The 18623-nt window shown below is 70.2% G+C and carries 15 protein-coding genes and 1 pseudogene; 9 read left to right on the top strand and 7 right to left on the bottom strand.

Annotation, left to right across the window (positions count from 1 at the left end):
- Window positions 1-367: 367 nt before the first annotated feature.
- Window positions 368-988 carry a YesL family protein gene (locus tag B141_RS45325; protein WP_084678126.1) on the bottom strand — a complete coding sequence of 207 codons (621 nt, stop codon included), beginning with the start codon at window positions 986-988 and terminating at the stop codon, window positions 368-370.
- A 147-nt stretch (window positions 989-1135) separates the two neighbouring features.
- Between B141_RS45325 and B141_RS0106265 the strand changes: the two genes are divergently transcribed.
- Entirely contained in the window at window positions 1136-2371 is a 1236-nt protein-coding gene (locus B141_RS0106265; protein WP_020574315.1) for a class I SAM-dependent methyltransferase, read from the top strand.
- Window positions 2368-4386 carry a hypothetical protein gene (locus tag B141_RS45320; RefSeq protein ID WP_020574314.1) on the top strand — a complete coding sequence of 673 codons (2019 nt, stop codon included), beginning with the start codon at window positions 2368-2370 and terminating at the stop codon, window positions 4384-4386. Before B141_RS0106265 ends, B141_RS45320 begins: the two co-directional genes overlap by 4 nt.
- Before the next feature lie 183 nt (window positions 4387-4569).
- Here the strand turns inward: B141_RS45320 and serC are convergent, their stop codons facing one another.
- The 4 genes from serC to B141_RS39155 form a co-directional block, all read right to left on the bottom strand.
- Window positions 4570-5715 carry a phosphoserine transaminase gene (gene serC, locus B141_RS0106255; RefSeq protein WP_020574313.1) on the bottom strand — a complete coding sequence of 382 codons (1146 nt, stop codon included), beginning with the start codon at window positions 5713-5715 and terminating at the stop codon, window positions 4570-4572.
- A gap of 206 nt (window positions 5716-5921) precedes the next feature.
- Complete coding sequence (locus B141_RS0106250; RefSeq protein WP_020574312.1) at window positions 5922-6320, bottom strand: PIN domain-containing protein; 399 nt, start codon at window positions 6318-6320, stop codon at window positions 5922-5924.
- Window positions 6305-6562 carry a type II toxin-antitoxin system Phd/YefM family antitoxin gene (locus B141_RS0106245; protein ID WP_020574311.1) on the bottom strand — a complete coding sequence of 86 codons (258 nt, stop codon included), beginning with the start codon at window positions 6560-6562 and terminating at the stop codon, window positions 6305-6307. The genes B141_RS0106250 and B141_RS0106245 overlap by 16 nt, the downstream gene beginning before the upstream one ends.
- 57 nt (window positions 6563-6619) lie before the next feature.
- Window positions 6620-7267: a class I SAM-dependent methyltransferase gene (locus tag B141_RS39155; RefSeq protein WP_020574310.1), complete on the bottom strand. Its 648-nt coding sequence runs from the start codon at window positions 7265-7267 to the stop codon at window positions 6620-6622.
- A 65-nt stretch (window positions 7268-7332) separates the two neighbouring features.
- On the opposite strand from B141_RS39155, the gene pdxH reads away from it, so the two are divergent.
- Complete coding sequence (gene pdxH / locus B141_RS47095; protein ID WP_169512906.1) at window positions 7333-8535, top strand: pyridoxamine 5'-phosphate oxidase; 1203 nt, start codon at window positions 7333-7335, stop codon at window positions 8533-8535.
- 345 nt (window positions 8536-8880) lie between these two features.
- Here the strand turns inward: pdxH and B141_RS0106230 are convergent, their stop codons facing one another.
- Window positions 8881-9729, bottom strand: coding sequence for a metallophosphoesterase family protein (locus B141_RS0106230; RefSeq protein WP_020574308.1), 849 nt, complete (start codon window positions 9727-9729; stop codon window positions 8881-8883).
- Window positions 9730-10004: 275 nt separating this feature from the next.
- Between B141_RS0106230 and B141_RS0106225 the strand changes: the two genes are divergently transcribed.
- From B141_RS0106225 to B141_RS51285, 3 genes and pseudogenes are all read left to right on the top strand, one after another.
- Window positions 10005-12842 carry an MFS transporter gene (locus B141_RS0106225; RefSeq protein WP_084678124.1) on the top strand — a complete coding sequence of 946 codons (2838 nt, stop codon included), beginning with the start codon at window positions 10005-10007 and terminating at the stop codon, window positions 12840-12842.
- 2 nt (window positions 12843-12844) lie between these two features.
- Window positions 12845-13024, top strand: a pseudogene (locus B141_RS52520) (carboxypeptidase-like regulatory domain-containing protein); the annotation flags it as partial.
- 119 nt (window positions 13025-13143) lie between these two features.
- Window positions 13144-13704, top strand: a complete 561-nt coding sequence (locus B141_RS51285) for a YceI family protein (protein ID WP_272944063.1) — start codon at window positions 13144-13146, stop codon at window positions 13702-13704.
- A 331-nt stretch (window positions 13705-14035) separates the two neighbouring features.
- Here the strand turns inward: B141_RS51285 and B141_RS0106215 are convergent, their stop codons facing one another.
- A complete protein-coding gene (locus tag B141_RS0106215) occupies window positions 14036-14824 on the bottom strand; it encodes a DeoR/GlpR family DNA-binding transcription regulator (protein ID WP_020574305.1) in 789 nt (262 codons plus the stop codon).
- 642 nt (window positions 14825-15466) lie between these two features.
- On the opposite strand from B141_RS0106215, the gene B141_RS0106210 reads away from it, so the two are divergent.
- From B141_RS0106210 to nagA, 3 genes are all read left to right on the top strand, one after another.
- Window positions 15467-16369 carry an SIS domain-containing protein gene (locus B141_RS0106210; protein WP_020574304.1) on the top strand — a complete coding sequence of 301 codons (903 nt, stop codon included), beginning with the start codon at window positions 15467-15469 and terminating at the stop codon, window positions 16367-16369.
- Window positions 16366-17394, top strand: a complete 1029-nt coding sequence (locus B141_RS0106205; RefSeq protein WP_020574303.1) for an ROK family protein — start codon at window positions 16366-16368, stop codon at window positions 17392-17394. The genes B141_RS0106210 and B141_RS0106205 overlap by 4 nt, the downstream gene beginning before the upstream one ends.
- An 88-nt stretch (window positions 17395-17482) precedes the next feature.
- The gene (gene nagA, locus B141_RS0106200) at window positions 17483-18613 is read left to right on the top strand and encodes an N-acetylglucosamine-6-phosphate deacetylase (RefSeq protein WP_020574302.1); all 1131 of its coding nucleotides are present in this window, start codon (window positions 17483-17485) and stop codon (window positions 18611-18613) included.
- Window positions 18614-18623: the final 10 nt, after the last annotated feature.

Here is an 18623-nt window from a genome sequence, read left to right as displayed (position 1 = left end):
GAAGGCGACTGGAAGGTCGAGCAGACCAGTCCGGGCCACCTTCGATATACCGATCCGCACGGACGGGAGTACAAGGTCACCCCACCACGCCTCACCGACCCGGTAGAACCAGACGATCCGGATCCGCCGCCGTTCTAACCGGCGCGGGAAGCGGGACAAGAAAACAAACCGACAGGCTCGAAAACCCTTGAAAAGAAGGGCTATCGAGCCTGTCTGCACGCCAGAAACGGGATCCGGGTAACCCATGCGGAAGCGACCTCCGGGACTCCCATGTCGGGAAACCTGGTCGATCCGCTTGCGAGGGCATTCGCGGCGTACCGGCCACTGCCGCGGCTGGGGACCCGCCTCGCCGAGTTTGCGGCAGGTGCTAGACGACCGGGACCGTCTTCGCCTGCGCAGCCTCCTGGCGGGCAAGGAACCGCGCGAACACCCGCCGAGTCAACCGGCTGACCAGCCAGGCTTCGACTCCAGCGACAACCGGGAGGACAGCAGGAACGATCATGACGGAGACGGACGCGACACCGAGTCCGATGAGCCCGGTGATGGTGGTCAGTGGGTACGCCGCCGCGAAGAGGGCGGCATTGCGGAGGGTCCGCCGCCATGGTCCCGGATAGCTAATCATGACTGGGAATGCGAAGGTCAGCGTTCCGCCCACAGCGAGGGTTCCGACGATTGCGGCGATGAGGACGACCGCCCGCATGGGCGCGTCCTCGGCGCGCAGGCCGTACGCCAGGTCGACCGACAGCAACAGGATGGCGATGGTGGCGAGGAGACCCAACCACAGGCTCTGCCTAAAATGCCGCCGGAAGCCCGACCAGAACGTCGACCAGACTGGCGGCGGACCGTTCTCGTCCCACTCGGCCATGACGGTCGCGAGCGCGGCTGTCGCCGGCCCGAGGGTGACGATCGGGAAGCTGGCGAGCACCCACAGCAATCCAGCGACGCCGATGGTGAACATGGCCTCGAGAGCCCTGGTCAGATTAGTCATCGGTCCGTCCCTAGTCTCCGGATCACTGGGTCACCGCCGGGCGACTTCCCAGGGTACGGCCCCGGGGGTGGTACTCCGTCTAGTCCTGGCGGCGGCGAAAACCGGACGCGACCTCCCGTTGTCGTGGGCGTACCCGACAATGCTTGCGTGTCAGAACCTCTGCCGGCCGCCCTCGACCGGATCCGCGCCCTCGTTCTCGACGACGAGCGGCTGGTCCGCGCTGTGGCTGCCGGGCGGCGGCGCGGCGAGTCGCCGCGATGGCGGCGTACGGAGTTGCGGTACGTCGACCTCCGGAACGGCCGGCACCTTCAGGTCACGACATATGACGACACGCAGGCGCACACGCACAACGTCCCGCTCGGACCAGGCGTACTCGACGCCGTCGACGACGCGCTGCGGGCGCCGTACGGCAACTGGCACGTCGACACGATCAGCGAGACGGTCCAACTGCGGGTCACCAAGAAGGGCGCCGCGCAGGTGCACGCCCAGGCAAAGGCCAGGTCGGAGCCCGCGCCCGCACGGTCCCATGATCGGGCCAAGGCCCGGGTCCTCGACCCGGCCGCGCCGTTCCTGACCGCCGTGGGGATCAGCGACCCTGACGGCGTCGTGAAGCCGAGCCGCCGGGACAAGTACCACCAGGTCGAGGAGTTCCTCCGACTGCTCGGGCCCGCGCTCGACGACGCGCTCACGGCCGGTCGGCTGGCGCCACCCACACCCGAGCGCCCGCTGCGCGTGGTCGACCTCGGCTGCGGCAATGCGTACCTGACCTTCGCGGCGTACGCCTATCTGGCCGGCGTTCGGAAGCTGCCCACCACGCTGACCGGCGTCGACGTGAAGGCGCCGGCCCGAGAGCGCAACACCAGGGTGGCGAAGGAACTCGGTTGGGACGATGCGGTGAGCTTCGTCGAGGGCGACATCGCGTCTGCACCCGTCGAGGGAGGCGCCGACGTCGTACTCGCCCTGCACGCGTGTGACACCGCCACCGACGACGCGCTGGCGCGGGCCGTCCGCTGGCAGGCGGCCCTGATCCTTGCCGCGCCGTGTTGTCACCACGACCTGCAGCGGCAACTGGCGGGCCGGCCGACACCGTCGCCTTATGGGCTTCTGACCCGACACGGCATTCTCCGTGAGAGGCTGGCCGACATGCTCACCGATGCCCTCCGCGCGGCCGTTCTGCGGCTTGTGGGGTACCGCGTCGATGTGATGGAGTTCGTCGATTCCGACCACACGCCACGTAACCTGCTTGTCCGCGGCGTACGGACCGGTGCGGCCGCCTCCCCCGAGGTCGTCCGTGACTATCACGAACTCACCGCCGGGTGGGGGGTGTCGCCCGCACTCGCGCGATTGCTGGAGCCGGACCTCGCGGAGGTGCTGCGGTCGTGATCTGGACGCGAAGACGTCGATGGACAACTGGAGCTCTGGCCGCGGCCTTCGCGGGCGCGGCCGGTGCGTGCGCGCTCGTCGCGGGGGCCGCGCTGGTGCCCGCCGCTTCGGTCGCATACGCCGCGGCGCCCGACAGTAAGGGCGTCGACGAAGCGTTCACGATCAGCGACGAACGCATCACCGAACCCAGCGGTCTGGCCCTGAGCACGAAGTTCCGCAGCCTCTTCTACACCCACAACGACTCCGGCGACCTGCCGCGCGTCTTCGCCCTCGACGGTCACGGCACGGTGGTCTCGACGTTGACCCTTGGTCAGGCCACCAATGTCGACTGGGAGGCGATCGCGAGCGGGCCGGACGGGCGGATCTGGGTCGGCGACATCGGAGACAACCAGCGGGCCCGGAGTTCGATCACGCTGTACCGCTTCCGGGAGCCGGACTCGTTCGGTGACCGGCGGGTCCAGTGGAGCAGGTTCCGCCTGAGCTACCCCGACGGACCGCACGACGCCGAGGCGCTGCTGGTCCATCCGCAGACCGGGCGTGTGTACGTCGTGACCAAGGATCCGCGCGGGGGTGGCATCTACGCCGGGCCGCAGCAACTCGCGTCGGGCGTCGTGAACCGGCTGACCAGGATCGCGGACGCGCCTGCCATGGTGACCGACGGTTCGTTCGTTCCCGACGGCTCGGCCATCGTCCTCCGGACGTACGCCGACGCGCACGTGCTGAGCTGGCCCGACGCCGCGGAGGTCCGGTCGTTCCCGCTCCCGTCGCAGCGCCAGGGGGAAGGTCTCACGGTCAGCCTGAACGGCGAGCGGATCTTCGTCGGAAGCGAGGGCGCCGGCTCCACCGTCCTGTCCCTGCCGATCACGGGTGCCGGAGGCGTGGTCACTCCGACCCCCTCGAGCAGCGCGAGCGCCTCGCCCCGCTCGACCCCCGCCACGACGCCACCGGCGGCCCCAAGGGATACGGAGAACGCCGACTCGGGTGGCACCAGTACGTTGTTCGGCGGGCTGCCCCTGTGGATTCCGGGCTTGGTGCTGGCGGTCGCGCTCCTCGCCGGGATCGTGGCGTTCCTACCGTCGCGAAGGCGGCAGGGCAACCCCCGCCGATCGAGCCACGCGCGGCGCGGGGCAGCCGACGACGGTTCCGGGCCAGCGCGCGCCGCGGCGTACGAACGCGATGACACGGGCAGTTACCCGCCCCTGGCCTGGCCGGCGGGCGACGCACAGGCTTCACCGGAATCTCCGTGGCCGGGCCAGGCCGGAACTCCATGGCCGGAGGACCCGACACCGTCGGGGCCGTCTCGTCACCGCCCTCCTGACCCCGCCACCGTGAGCTCTCATCGGGCGGACGCCTACGGCGCGACCGACCTGTACGACGACGCCGGACACCGCGGCCCGTCCGACGCGGCTGCGGGTCCGCGAGACCTGCGGAGAGAGCCGGAGCGGTTCGGCCAGGCCGAGCCGTATGACGAGCGGGCGCCGTACGGCCAGGCGGAGGGGTACGAACGAGGGGAGCGGCACGACTCTGAGCCTCGGTCGTACGACCAGGGCCCTGCCGGAGCCCCGCAATGGTCGGACGATCCGAGACGGTCCGCACCCCCTGAGCCTTCGCGACCGGGGTGGCGCACCCCCGGCCCTGGTTGGGAGACGCCCGCCGGTGACTGGACTGGCGCGGGTGGCCCAGCAGCGGGTGGCCCAGCGGGTGGCCCACCCCCCGCCCGCCCCGTCGCCGGTTGGGAGAGCCCTGGTGCGGCCGCTCCCTCAGACCAACCTTGGACACAGTCGGAGAGCTACCCCTGGGGACGCGGCCCGCGTCGCCGCAGCGAGTCCCGTGAAGAACCACCACCGCCGCCCCAGATGCTGACCTGGGACGCCTCGGGACGCCCGATACCACCGCCGTGGCCGGGCGAGGCCGGTCAGCCAGACCAGTCCAGGTCTGATCGACCGGCCGAGCGCCCTGGAAGCTCCCGGCGCCGACTGTTCTTCGACGACGATGACGACGAGCCGCTGGCGTAGCTCGTCGGACCCAAATGATCACGTATACGTGGTCATTGCCTGCTTCACATGGTGCCGATGCCATGCAAGGCAGGTAGACGCCACGTATACGTGCTCATTTGGCTCCTCGCACAAGCACTGTGGCCTGGCCGTCGCGAGGAAGCGGGCTGAGATCGCCCACCGACGTGCGCTGGTGCCAAGCCGCTATCGGGTGTTGAGCCGCTCCACCACGTAGTCGATGCACCCGGTCAGCGCCTCCACGTCGGCCGGGTCGACCGCGGGGAACATCGCGACCCGCAGCTGGTTGCGGCCGAGCTTGCGGTAGGGCTCCACGTCGACGATGCCGTTCGCCCGGAGGACCTGCGCCACTGCCGACGCGTCCACGGACTCGTCGAAGTCGACGGTCCCCACGACGAGGGAGCGCACGGCCGGGTCGGTGACGAAGGGCGTGGCGTACTCCGACTTCTCGGCCCAGGTGTACAGCCGGCTAGAGGAGTCGGTGGTGCGTTCGACCGCGCCGGCCAGCCCGCCGTTCGCGAGGAGCCAGTCAAGCTGCTCGGCCATCAGCACGAGGGTGGCGATCGCCGGGGTGTTGTACGTCTGGTCCTTACGGGAGTTGTCGATCGCGGTGGGCAGATCGAGGAACGTCGGGATGTACCGCCCAGATCCGGCGATCTCCTCGACCCGGGCGAGCGCGCGCGGCGAGAGGACCGCGAGCCAGAGCCCGCCGTCCGCGGCGAAGCACTTCTGCGGCGCGAAGTAGTAGGCGTCAGTCTCGCTGATGTCGACCGGGAGGCCGCCCGCGCCCGAGGTCGCGTCGATCAGGACCAGTGCGTCCTCGTCCGCCCCGGCGATCCGGCGGACCGGCGCCATCACACCGGTGGAGGTCTCGTTGTGCGGCCAGGCGTACGCGTCGACGCCCTCCTCGGCGTACGGCGTGGCCAGCGTTCCCGGTGCGGCCTTCACCACGGTCGGCGTCCCCAGGAAGGGCGCCCGAGTGGTGACCTCGGCGAACTTCGACGAGAACTCGCCGAACGCCAGGTGCTGCGCCCGCGCCCGCACCAGGTTGTGTGCCGCGATGTCCCAGAACGCCGTGCTGCCGCCGTTGCCGAGCACCACCTCATAGCCGTCGGGCAGATCGAAGAGCGCCCGGATGCCCGCGCGGATCCGGTGGACCAGCTGCATGACCGGCGCCTGGCGGTGCGAGGTGCCGAGCAGCGAGGTGCCGGCCGCGGTCAGTGCCGCCACGGCTTCGGGCCGGACCTTCGAAGGGCCCGAACCGAAGCGGCCGTCAGCCGGTCGGCGGTCGGTCGGGATCGTGATGGGGGCGGGATCGGGGGCGTCGCTCACGGGCCACCTCTGCAGACGGGATGCTGTGCGCGGACTGATCTGTAGGCGGACTGGGCTGCGCGCGGAAGAAACGCTACGCCCTTGACAACGCTGTCAGCCGATCCATTCTGTCAGCGCCCGCCCCGCGACCACGCCAAGGGCCCGCACCCAAACCCACCCGCCACCTGCGGGTGATCATGGCCGTGAACATCGTTCTCTCTGCCGAGTCAGGCGTCGACCGCGAGAACGCCCGGCAGGTCGGCGAAGTGGGCCTTGGCGTCCAAGCTGAGCACGGTGCGGCCGGTCTCAAGTGCATGCGCCGCGATGATCAGGTCGTGGGCGCCGCGCGGTCTTCCGCTCCTTCGTACGTGTGCAATGAGGCGAGCATGATGCGCGGCAGTGGTCTGGGTGTAGTCGAGTACATCGATTGCCGACGCGATGGCCGCGAGGATCCGGGAACGCTCGGCAGCACGTTGAGCGTTGTCTGCGAGCTCGATGCCGACGCGGAACTCGGCGATCGTGACAGCGGCGACGGAGAGCTCATCCTGTCGCAGGGCCGTACGATCGATCGTGTTCCGCTCGTAGGCGATGAGCAGATTGGTGTCGAGGATCAGTCGTCGGCCCACGGGTCGGACATTTCGTTCGTGAGAAGGGCAAGAGCGGACTCAATGTCCTTCTCGACGTCAGGGTCGAGTGGCGGCAGATCGGCGAGAGCCGCTTCCAGATCGGCGCCGGTGCGGAGCCGGGCTGGTCCGATCTCGGCTACCGGATGATTGCCACGGGTGATGGTCACGGTCTCGCCGTGTTCGATGGCGTCGAGCAGCTCCGAAAACTTCCTCGATGCCTCGGTTGCGGTCATGGTGCGCATGCCGCCAGGATATCTGAAAATCAGATTCCGAGCTGCTCTCCCGCCGGGAGGCTGTGGTCAGCGGGTGGCCTGGAACGTCACGATGTGCCGGCCCTGCCGCATCTCGCCGTTGCCGAACACGTCCCGCATGCTGACCGTGATCCGGTCGAGGACGTCCGCCGGCAGCACCAGCTTGCGGGCAATCCCGCGGGTGTGCGTGCCCCCGTGCCAGGCGACGACCACCCGGCCGCCGGGGCGTACGACGCGGTGCAGCTCGCGCATCCCGGCCGTCAGATCCGACCACATCGGGACGTTGTTCACCGAGACGGCGACATCGAAGCTCTCGTCGGGGAAGCCGGTGCTCTCTGCCGTACCCACCCGGAGGTCGGCGGTGCCCGCCGCGACGGCCTTCTCGCTGCGCCGGGCCGCCAGCGCGCGCATCTCCGGGGACGGGTCGACTCCCGCGACGGTCGCACCCGCGCCGAGCAGCATGCCGAGCAGGACGCCGGGGCCGTACCCAGCCTCCAGCACCCGTTCGCCGGGCTGGACGTCAACGGCGGCCAGGACCTCCAGCTGCTCCGACTTGTTGACCATGCCCATCAGGCGTCCGAGCAGGGATCCAACCCGGCCGCGGGGGAGCGCGAAACCGGTCAGTGGGCGGTCGATGTACCAGGAGCGCGGTGGGCTGTGCTCGGTGCCGGTGAGGGTTCGTTCTGGGTCTGTCATGGTTTCGAAGGTGACACTTCAAGTGCCCTTGAAGTCAACTCCTGAGTCGGTGTCAAATGCTGGACATGGTCAGTCAGTTGTTACCCGATGACGGCGCCACGCGCACCGCGGAACTCCTCCCGATCGGGGAGGCCGCCCGGCGCTGCGGAGTGGCGACCTCGACGCTGCGCTACTACGAGGAACGCGCACTGGTCCAGCCGGCTCGGCGTTCCGGAGGTCGCCGGTGGTACGCCCAAGAGGCGCTGCGGCGGGTCGTCGTCATCCAGTTGGCGCAGAGTTTCGGCATGAGCCTGGACACCATCGCCACGGTCCTGAACGGCGCCGGACCGGAGTGGCGAAACGTGATTGACGCCCACATCGGCGAACTCAACGCCCGGGTCGCGTGCGCCCAGTCGGCCAAGCAGGTCCTGCTCCACGCCCGCGCCTGCCCGACCGCATATCCGCTGCGGGACTGCCCGACCATGACGCAGGCCCTGGACGCCTGGATCGCCGCCGGCTTCCAGCCTGGATCCGCGCCACCGGGGCTAAGGTCGGGCATCGTGGAGCAGCTATCCGACCATGATGCGGACGCGGACGGGGCCGCCGAGCCCGCTGGTCCGGTCGAGTCAGCTGAGCCCGCTGGGTCCGGGGCTGAGCTTCCCGAGATGCGCCGCGGGTACGAGCACGGCGCCCTGCTCGAGGAGAAGCTGGCGGCCGATCCGCTGGAGCAGTTCGTCCGGTGGCTGAACGACGCGATCGCCGCCGAGATCGCCGAGCCGAATGCCATGGTGCTCGCGACGTCCGACCATGACGGCGTGCCCTCGGCCCGGACCGTCCTGCTCAAGGGGCTCGACGAGCGCGGTTTCGCGTTCTACACCAACTACCGCTCCGACAAGGCTGCCGACCTCGACGCCAACCCGCGCGCAGCCCTGGTCTTTCCCTGGCACGCGATGGAGCGGCAGGTACGCGTGAGCGGCACCGTCACCCGGGTCAGCCGGGAAGAGTCCGCCGCCTACTTCGCCGGTCGGCCACGGGAGAGCCAGCTTGGTGCCTGGGCTAGCCAGCAGTCCACTGTCGTACCCGATCGGGAAGCGCTCGACCAGGCGTACGCCGAGATGGAGGAACGCTGGCCGGTGGGCGCGCAGATCCCGTTGCCGGAGTTCTGGGGTGGTTACCGCGTCCGGCCCGAGAGGTTCGAGTTCTGGCAGGGGCGGCAGGGCCGCCTGCATGACCGGGTGCGCTATCGCCGAGACGGTGACCGCTGGATCCTGGAGCGGCTCGCCCCGTAACGGCGCCCGAGCCAGAGAACGGTGCCCGGGCATGGGACGACCCGCGGGCTTGTGGTGCTGGGGGGACTGATCCCAGCGCCCGCGGGTCGGGTGGCTGCCTCATACTCGCCGGCCGCCGTCCGGCACACGTCACGCTCCAAGCTGCGCTGGGGCGCGGGTGCCATCAGGACGAGCCGGTGATCGGCAGTCAGTCCTTTATAGGGGACAGCGGCTAGCGGACAGCCACCTCACGAGTCCCAAAGCTATGCATACGCTGGACCACCTCCTTCCTCGTGTACGCCCGACCGTACGTGGTTCCGGCCGTCCAGACAACGGAAATTTCGCCAACTGAGCCGGCCACAGGCGTCAGGCCCACGGAATCCACCCGGACCGCTCCGCGGGGTCGCCGAGCGAGAACTCCATGTCAAGACCGGGTACGGCGCCATCCCAGAAGGTCAGCGGCCCGCTGCCGAGCATCGTCGCGAAGCTGAGGCCGTCGTCGTTGAGATCGAACACCCGGTAGCTGCTCGATCCCTGGCCGAGCGAGCCCGCCGTGATCTGGAGGCAGTGCGGCGCGAGCCGGCGGGCGGAGCTGACGTGGACGTGGCCGCAGGCGTAGACCGCGACGTTGCGGTGCCGGCGTACCAGCGCCGCGAGCGCCTGTCCCGTCCGCGGGATGAACTCCTCCGACCCGAAGTCCGGATGGATCTTCGGCTCGCGGACCGGCACGACGGGGTAGTGGCCGAAGAGGATCACCGGCCGCGAGTCGGACCCGAGGACGGTGTCGAGTCGCCGGAGTACGCCGTCGGGGTCGCCTTCGCGCAGGCCCACCCCAATGACGCGGGCCACGTCGAGGTCATAGGAGACCAGCGGGTTCGGGTCGAAGGTCCGGCCGTACCCAGTGTCCTTGTACGCGACGTCCTCGTACGCCTCGGCCCGTGGGCTCTTCTCGGCTCGCCACGGACTCGGACCGAGGTCGTGGTTGCCGGGCACGGCGAGGTACGGCAGGCCGAGGCTGTCGAGCCACTCCCGGGCAAGCGCGAGGTGGCTCACCTCGGAACTGCCGTACGTCGTGAGGTCGCCGGAGACGAGGACGAGGTCGGCTCCGCTGCGGACGATCTGCCGGCGGTCGTTGTCCAGCGACCTCATCAGACCGGGCATCCGCTCCTCTGGAGTGGGCTCGATGTGGAGGTCGGACAGGTGGAGGATGCGCACGCCGGGGAAGCTAGTCGTGGTGCTGTGCCGCCATAAGCTCACTGCCGGTCCCGGCCAGGAGAGCGCCGGCGCTGGGCATCCGCGGCGCCCCGTCCTCTCCCCGGCGCCCTGTGCGTCAGGTCACAGGCAATCAAGTTGCCCAACCGACCGCCCTCGGCACATAGTGAGCTGCGAACAAACTTGTATGGCACAAGCAAGAGCTATTAACGAGCCGCTGCTGGACGAACGAGGTCACGACAGCGCGACAGCGACAGCGCGGCAGGCGGAGAGGACCGATGACCAACGCGGGGCAACGCGCGGCGACCACACCCGGAGCCGCGCCAGCTGACTCAGTGCCCGGCCGGCCCAACCAGACGCCAGGCGGGCGCGGTCAATCGCCAAGCCAGACCAGTGGAATACCCAGCCAGCTCAGTCATAGGCAGATCCTGACCATCCTCGCCGGCCTGATGCTGGGGATGTTCCTGGCCGCGCTCGACCAGACCATCGTCAGCTCGGCGATTCGTACGATCTCCGATGACCTTCACGGCCTTGACCAGCAGGCGTGGGCGACCACCGCGTACCTGATCACGTCGACGGTCTCGACACCGTTGTACGGCAAGCTGTCCGACCTCTGGGGACGCCGGCCGCTCTTCCTCACGTCGATCTCGCTCTTCGTGGTGGGCTCGCTCGCCTGCACGTTCTCGCAGTCGATGTACCAACTCGCTGGGTTCCGTGCCTTCCAGGGCCTCGGCGCCGGCGGCCTCATGTCGCTGGCGTTCGCGATCATCGGCGACATTGTCCCGCCGCGCGAACGCGCGAGGTACCAGGGTTACTTCATGGCGGTGTTTGCCACCTCGAGCGTGCTCGGACCCGTGATCGGTGGGTTCTTCGCCGGCCAGTCGAGCATCCTCGGGATGGACGGCTGGCGGTGGGTGTTCCTGGTGAACGTGCCGATCGGCATCATCGCGCTGATCGTCGTCGCCAGGGTGCTGCACATCCCGCACACCCGGCGCAGCCACCGCATCGACTGGCTCGGCGCGGTCACCATCGCCCTCGGCGTCGTTCCACTCCTCATCGTCGCCGAGCAGGGGCGCGGTTGGGGATGGGACTCCCGCAACTCCCTGCTCTGTTATGCCATCGGCGCTGTCGGCCTGATCGCGTTCATCCTCGTCGAGCGTCGGATGGGGGACGACGCGCTGATTCCGTTGCGGCTCTTCCGCAACTCGGTGTTCACGCTCTCCTCGGCCGGCGGCCTCTTCGTCGGTATGGCGATGTTCGGGGCGATCGCGATGATCCCGCAGTACCTCCAGATCGTGCAGGGCGCCAGCCCGACCAAGGCAGGGCTGCTGATGCTGCCCCTGATGGCGGGCATCATGACGGCCTCGATGGGCTCCGGCGTGATCACCGCCAAAACCGGGCGCTACAAGGTGTTCCCGCTCGTCGGCACCGTGTTGATGACCGGCGGTCTGCTGTTGTTCAGCCGGGTCCAGTGGGACACCCCGCTGTGGGAGACCGACATCTACATGGTGGTCGTCGGTCTGGGGCTCGGGCTCTGCATGCAGACCATCACCCTCGCCGTCCAGAACGCCGTACCGCCACGCGACATGGGGGTGGCCTCCTCGTCGTCGATGTTCTTCCGGCAGATGGGTGGCACGCTCGGCACCGCGGTGTTCCTGTCGCTGCTGTTCAGTACCGTCGGTGACAAGATCGCGGACGCCTTCCGGACCGTGGGTGCGACCCCGGAGTTCCAGGCCGCGCTGAAGAACCCGGCAGTACTGTCCGACCCGGCCAACCAGCCGGTGCTCGAGATGTTGCGCGGTGGCGGCGGCTCCGGCAACGCGGGCGGCGTCCTGCAGGACTCCTCATTCATCCAGCATCTCGCCCCCATCCTCGCGCGGCCGTTCCAGATGGGCTTCTCCGACTCGATGGACCTGGTGTACCTCGTGGCGGCTGGCGCTCCCGTCGTCGCGTTCCTGCTCTTCCTCTTCATGAAGGAGATCCCGCTGCGTACCCAGTCGGGTCTCGCGGCGATGGCCGCCGAGGAGGCGGGGGGTACGCCACCCACGACCGATTCCGGCGAGGTCGTCCGCGAGGGGGAGGCCATCGCTGCCGGGTCCGCTGCCCCCGATTCCACCGTCCCCGCGATGGCCCGCGCCTCGGAGCCGAGTGATGCGCCGCCGCTGCGGGTGAGCGCGGGTAACGGGCACGCCGTCGGCAACGGCCGGCACATCCTCTCCGACGTGGGCGACGGGGACCTCCTGGTGCGTACGCCGGAGAACGGACGCACCAGCGAACTCCTCGCGAGCACCAACGGCACGCCGACGGGCGGCGAGGGTGAGCCCCAGCAGGGGCCGGATCCGACACAGCACGGGAGTGAGGTCCGCGGCCGGGTGGTCGGACCCGATGGATCGTCGATCGCTGGCGCCGCGGTCACCCTGATCGACCTCCGGGGCCATCAGGTTGCCCGGACCACCGCCGACGGCACCGGCGCTTACGAGATAGCGGGCCTGCCGGTCGGGACGTACGTCCTCATCGCCTCGGCTGGCACCCACCAGCCGCAGGCGTCAACGGTCCAGGTCACCGGCGGTCCGGCCGGGCTGGACGTGGTGCTCACCGGCACGACCCGGGTGTTCGGCACGGTCACGCTGGCTGGCACGGGCACTCCCGTGGCCGGCGCCACCGTGACCCTGGCGGACGCGCGCGGCGAGGTCATCACCGCCCGTGTCACCGGCGCGGACGGCGGCTACGTCCTGGAGGGGCTGAGCGCCGGCGACTGCACGCTGGTGGTCAGCGCCGACAACCATCGCCCGCTGGCCGTGAGCGTCACCGTCCCGGACGGCGGCGAACGCCGGCTGGATCTGGAGGTGGTGGCCGGAGGCCGGCTGACGGGCATCGCCCGGGCCGGGAACGCCGGGCACGCGGTACGCGACGCCATGATCACCTTCGTGGACGCCGCCGGCAACGTCGTCAGGACGACCATGACCGACGCCGACGGGGCGTACACGCTGGAGGACCTGCCTCCTGGCGACTACACCCTCATCGCCAGCGGCTACCCACCGGTGGCCAGCTCCGTGCGCGTCGACCCGGGCGCCGACGGCCGGCACGACGTCGAACTCCGCTACCCGGAGGGCTGACCGTGAGCACGACCGGGCTCAGCGCGCGGATCCTGAACGACGACGGCTGGGCGGTGCCGCAGGCGGTCCTGACGGTGATCGACCTGGCTGGTAACCAGATCAGCCGGGTCGCCGCCGGTCCGGATGGTGCCGTCGTCGCGGACGAACTCCCGCCCGGTACCTATACGGCGATCGTCACGGCGGCCGGCTACCCGCCGGCCGCCCGGACCGCGATCGTGCCCGCGAGCGGCGTGGCCACCCTCGGCGTTGTCACGCTGCCGCGTGCCGGCGGGCTGGAGCTTCCCCGCGCGGGCCGTGGACGATCGACCCTGCGCACTCCGTCGTCGGGTTCACGGTCAGGCACCTCGGCCTGGCCAACATCCGTGGCCGGTTCAGCGAGGTGGGTGGGCGGATCGAGATCGCCGAGCAGGTCGAGCGTTCCTCGGTCCACGCGACAATCGCGATCGCGAGCCTCGACACCGGCAACGCTCTGCGGGATGCGCACGTGCGCAGCGCCGACTTCCTGGACGCCGAGCGGTTCCCGACAATGGAGTTCCGGGGGAGTGGCCTGAGCCAGGCCAGCGAGAACGCCTGGGTGCTCGACGGCCAGCTCTCCCTGCACGGGGAGGTCCGCGGCGTACGCCTGGAGGTGGCCTACCAGGGTGTCGGTGGGGACCCCTTCGGGGGAACGCGGGCGGCGTTCAAGGCGACCACCACCCTCAACCGCGACGACTTCGGAGTCAGCTACAACCAGATCCTGCGGGCGGGTGCCGTCCTGATCGGCAGCGAGGTACGCGTGGAGCTCGACATCGAGGCCGTCCAAGGGACCACGCTTCCCGAACTCGACGTCGACAGCGGGGAGTCGGTCTCCGCCGCACTCTGAGGCTCGCTGGGCTCCGGGTGGCTAGCTGGCTGGCCCGGCGGTGGGAGAGCGGCGTGACGTCAGACGCCGGGCGGGCCGGTTGTCTCGCGGACTGGACTCCCTGGGGACTGGCTCAAGATCATTACGGGGAAGTGGCCCACGTTTCGCGCGATGCGTGGGCCACTTCCCCGAAGCCGCATGAGGTTGAGCGGCGGTGATCATGAAGCCAGAAGGGGCAATACGTACCACCGCCCTTCCTGAAGACGATCATGATCACCGAAGCGGGGTCGCGGGGACTCCGGTGGGCAGGGGCGTGCCAACCCACGTAGATCCGCGGCCCGTGGCACGCCCCTCAGACGCGCATGACCTTGACGCCGGCCTCCTCGAACTGCCGGACCGCCTCGTCACTGACGCCGGGGTCGGTGATGAGCAGGTCGATCTCCTCGGTACGCCGGATCCGGGCGAACGCCTGCCCCCCGATCTTGGAACTGTCGGCCACCACGACGACCTGGCGGGCCCGGGAGGCCATCAGCTCGTTGATGTTCGCCTCACCCTCGTGGTGTGCGCTCGCGCCCTGCACCGGGTCGATGGAGTCGACCCCGAGGATCGCGAGGTCGAGGCTGACGCCCTGGAGGATGTGCGTGGCGAGCGGGCCGGCGAGTTCGTACGACTGCGGCCGCGCGACTCCGCCCGTCACGACGATCTTGACGTGCGGCCGGACGGTGAGCTCGTTGGCGATGTTGACGGCGTTCGTGACGATGGTGACGGCTCGCCGCCCACCGGTGGGTGCCCTGAGGTCGGTGCGGGTGGCGATCGCCCGGGCGACCTCGGTGGCGGTCGTACCGCCGTTGATGCCGATCACCATTCCGGCCGTGACGAGTTCGGCGGCGGCCTGGCCGATCCGTTGCTTCTCCGTCGCCTGGCGGGCGGTCTTGTAGCGCAGGGGAAGGTCGTACGCGACGCTGTGCGCCACCGCCCCGCCGCGCGTACGGGTGAGGAACTGCTGCTGCGCGAGGTGGTCAAGGTCCCGGCGGATGGTCGCGGTGGACACGTCGAGTTCCTCCGCGAGGGTCTCAACGTCGATCCGGCCGCGTTGGGCCACGAGTTCCAGAATCGCGTTCAGCCGCTCATAGCGGTTCATAGACACCGCCTTCATGCTCGAAGCTGCGCGTGTATTCGAAGAACCGATCATAGGGTGCCCATCGTCTGCGCGGGACGTGCGTGAACCTGCGATTAGGTGCGGCTTGATCTCCGTCACGGTTTCCCTCTCCCCCATCCCGCCGCCACGGTCAGATATCGCCAGCTCGCGGGCGGTTCAGCGGCAGTGCCCCGGCCACGGGCGGGCCCGGATGCGGGCAGCCTGGCGGGTACGAAGACGCGGTCGGCTGGGGTGTCTGACCCACCTGCTGCGTTTTGTCCCCACAAAAGGGTGGATCCAACCGTTCCCGCACGTCCCACTGGGCGCCCGCGAAGCCCCGCGCCAAGTCGACGCCGCTTCGCCGTTCAGTCCGCGTTCCCCGTTGCGTTCCGCCCAGGCGTTCCCCCCTTGCGTTCCACCCAAGGGTTCGGCCCGGGCGTTGGGCGCCGCCTCGGCCACCTACCTGGCTTCGGAGCGCGGCGGACGGGGGATTTCGTCAGGAAGGGGTCATCGGCTGGTGATTGGCGCAGGTCGGGCAATACATCGTGGAGCGTGCACATCACTGCTCGGTTACAGCGCAAAGCATGCACAAATGCGCGATCCATGCCCTATGATCTGGCGAGTCGAGCCGCGGAAGGGGCACTCATGGAGTTCGTGACCGAGGAGATTGCCAGTCAGCCTGACTGCTGGAGCCGTGCGGCCGCGCTGGCCGAGCAGGTTGGCGGCACGCTGCCGCAACGCGGCGAGCGGGTAGCGGTCGTCGGTTGCGGGACGTCGTGGTTCATGGCGCAGTCGTACGCCGCCCTGCGGGAGGCCGCGGGTCACGGCGAGACCGATGCGTTCACCGCGACGGAGCTGCCCACGGGCCGGCGCTACGACCGGGTCGTAGCGCTCACGAGGTCGGGTACGACCACCGAGGTGCTCGCGATCCTGGGCGAGCTGCGCGGGCAGGTCCCGACCGTGGCGGTGACGGCCGATCCGCAGACGCCCGTCATGGACCTCGCCGATGATGTGGTCGTTCTCGACTTCGCCGACGAGAAGTCGGTGGTGCAGACGCGGTTCGCCACCTCGGCCCTCACCCTTTTGCGGACCCACCTGGGCGCCAACCTCACCACGGCCGTCGCTGACGCCAAGACCGCCGTGGCCGAGCCGCTTCCGTCGGGTGCGACCGAACGCCGGCAGTTCACCTACCTCGGATCCGGCTGGACGATCGGCCTGGCCAACGAAGCCGCCCTGAAGATGCGCGAAGCCTCCCTGTCGTGGACCGAGTCCTACCCCGCGATGGAGTACCGTCACGGGCCCATGAGCATCACTGACGAGGCGTCCGTCGTGTGGTTCCTTGGCGTGCCGCCGCCCGGCCTGGTCGAGGAGGTCCGCGGCATCGGCGCGCTGGTCGTGTCGGAGCCCGAGCGTGACCCGGTCGCCGAGCTGATCCGCATCCAACGGCTCGCGGTGGAGATCGGCGCGGGCAAGGGGCTCGACCCCGACCGCCCGCGCAACCTCACCCGGTCGGTCATCCTGGCGGGTTCCGCGACGGAGGGGCAGTGAGCGAGGCCGGCGCCGCTGCCGGGCCGCCCGTCGAGCGAGCCGCCACTGGGCCGGCCGCGACTGGGCCAGCCGCTGCTGAGACGGTCGCCGCCAAGCCGAGGGCGACCGTGGTCGCCCTCGACGTGGGGGGCACCTCGATGAAGGGCGCGGTCGTCGACGCGGGCCACACCGTACGTGCCCGCCGGTCGTTCCCCACGCCGGTCGCCGACGGGCCCGACGCGGTCATCGACCAGATCGGTACGGCGTTCGAGGCCCTCACGTCAGAGGCCGTCGGACTCGGGCTCGCCGCGCCCTCCGCGGCGGGCCTCGTCGTACCCGGCATCGTCGACGAGGAACGCGGCGTCGCGGTGGTCGCGGCGAACGTCGGTTGGCGCGACGCCCCGCTGGCCAGCGTCCTCGGCGCGCGACTCGGGATACCCGTCGCGCTCGGGCACGACGTCCGCGCGGGCGGGCTGGCGGAGAACGTCCTCGGTGCGGGAGTGGGCGCCGAGAACGCGCTCTTCATCGCGCTCGGCACCGGCATCGCGGCGAGCTGCATCGTCGACGGCCGGCCGATCGCCGCGGGCGGGTACGCCGGGGAGGTCGGCCACGTCTCCGTCGACCCCGAAGGTGAGCCGTGCCCCTGCGGTGGCCGCGGCTGTCTCGAACGCGTCGCCTCGGCAGCCGGCGTCGCGCGGCGCTACACCGTACGCAGCGGGATCGAGGTGGCCGGCTCCGCCGAGGTCGCGACGCGAGTCCGCGCCGGTGATCCGATCGCCCGCGCGGTCTGGGACGAAGCTCTGGCGGCACTGGTGACCGTGTTGCACACCACCGTCACGCTGTTGGGGCCCGAGGTTGTCGTGGTCGGTGGCGGGTTGGCCGAAGCGGAGGACCTCATGGTGGGGCCGCTGGAGGTCCAGCTCGACAAGCGGTTGACGTTCCAGCGCCGGCCGAGGGTCGTTCGGGCCGCGCTCGGCGACCAGGCAGGATGTCTGGGCGCCGCCCTGCTGGCCTGGCGGGCGTCGGGGCAGCGGGTCGCACCGTAAGGTCGGCGCGAGCCGCGGCGGGATAACACCAGGACTCCAGGACTCCAGGACAACGGGACGACGTACCGACGACGGAGGGACGCGAGCGGTGACGCTGCTGGGCAACGGACGGATCGTCACTCCCGACGGGGTGCTCGAGGCCGGCTGGGTCGAGGTGACCGGTGACCGGCTGTCTGGTGTGGGCGCGGGGCAACCGCGCACTCCTGACGTCGACCTGGCCGGGCGGATCGTCGTACCCGGCTTCGTCGATACCCACGTGCACGGCGGCGGCGGTGCGTCGTACCTCTCGGCGACCCCGGAGGAGACGGCCACGGCTGCGGAGTTCCATCTCTCGCACGGCACCACGACCACCTTCGCGAGCCTCATCTCGACGACGGCCGACGAACTCGCCCGCGAGGTGGCCGCACTGGCCGACCTCGCCGCCGACGGGATCGTCGCCGGCCTCCACCTGGAAGGTCCGTGGCTGAGTGAGGTACGCCGCGGCGCGCACGACCCCGCGGTGCTGCGGCCACCGGCGTCGGCCGAGGTGGAGCGGTTGCTGGCGCTGGGACGCGGCACCGTCCGCATGGTGACGCTGGCGCCGGAGCTGCCGGGCGGCCTCGACGCCGTACGCCAGGTGGTCGATGCCGGCGTGGTCGCGGCTGTCGGCCACAGCGACGCCGACTACGACACTGTGCTCGGCGCCGTCGACGCGGGCGCCAGTGTCGCCACCCACCTGTTCAACGGCATGCCACCCCTGCACCACCGCACGCCGGGCCCGGTCGGTGCGCTGCTCGAGGACCCCCGGGTGACAGTGGAGCTGATCGCCGACGGCATCCATCTCCATCCCGCGACGATCGCGGTGTCGGTGCGGGCCGCCGGAGTCGATCGGGTGTCCCTCGTCACCGATGCGATGACCGCGGCGGGCATGAGCGATGGGACGTATGGCCTTGGCGCTCAGTCCGTCCGCGTCGAGAACGGCGTGGCAAGGCTGGCCGGCGGTGACTCGATCGCGGGGAGCACGCTGACCATGGACGCGGCGTTCCGGCTCGTCGTCCAGAAGGCCGGGCTGACCCTGGAGCAGGCGGCGCGGGTGGCCGCGACGACGCCGGCCCGGGTGTTCGGGATGGACGACGTGGGTGCGCTGGTGCCGGGCCGGCGCGCCGACCTGGTGGTGCTCGACGATTCGTTGGAACTGCTCGCCGTGATGCGGGCCGGCGCCTGGGTCCGTCCGTTGTGACGGCGGGCCG

Source organism: Actinopolymorpha alba DSM 45243 (assembly GCF_000373925.1).
Taxonomy (GTDB): domain Bacteria; phylum Actinomycetota; class Actinomycetes; order Propionibacteriales; family Actinopolymorphaceae; genus Actinopolymorpha; species Actinopolymorpha alba.
This window is presented reverse-complemented; position numbering and strand designations above follow the sequence as displayed.

Coding starts and splice junctions, on each gene's coding strand:
- B141_RS45325 (WP_084678126.1), bottom strand. CDS start 988: ATGACTAATCTGACCAGGGCTCTCGAGGCCATGTTCACCATCGGCGTC.
- B141_RS39155 (WP_020574310.1), bottom strand. CDS start 7,267: ATGACAGACCCAGAACGAACCCTCACCGGCACCGAGCACAGCCCACCG.
- B141_RS0106215 (WP_020574305.1), bottom strand. CDS start 14,824: ATGAACCGCTATGAGCGGCTGAACGCGATTCTGGAACTCGTGGCCCAA.
- B141_RS0106225 (WP_084678124.1), top strand. CDS start 10,005: ATGACCAACGCGGGGCAACGCGCGGCGACCACACCCGGAGCCGCGCCA.
- B141_RS0106245 (WP_020574311.1), bottom strand. CDS start 6,562: ATGCGCACCATGACCGCAACCGAGGCATCGAGGAAGTTTTCGGAGCTG.
- pdxH (WP_169512906.1), top strand. CDS start 7,333: ATGGTCAGTCAGTTGTTACCCGATGACGGCGCCACGCGCACCGCGGAA.
- B141_RS0106210 (WP_020574304.1), top strand. CDS start 15,467: ATGGAGTTCGTGACCGAGGAGATTGCCAGTCAGCCTGACTGCTGGAGC.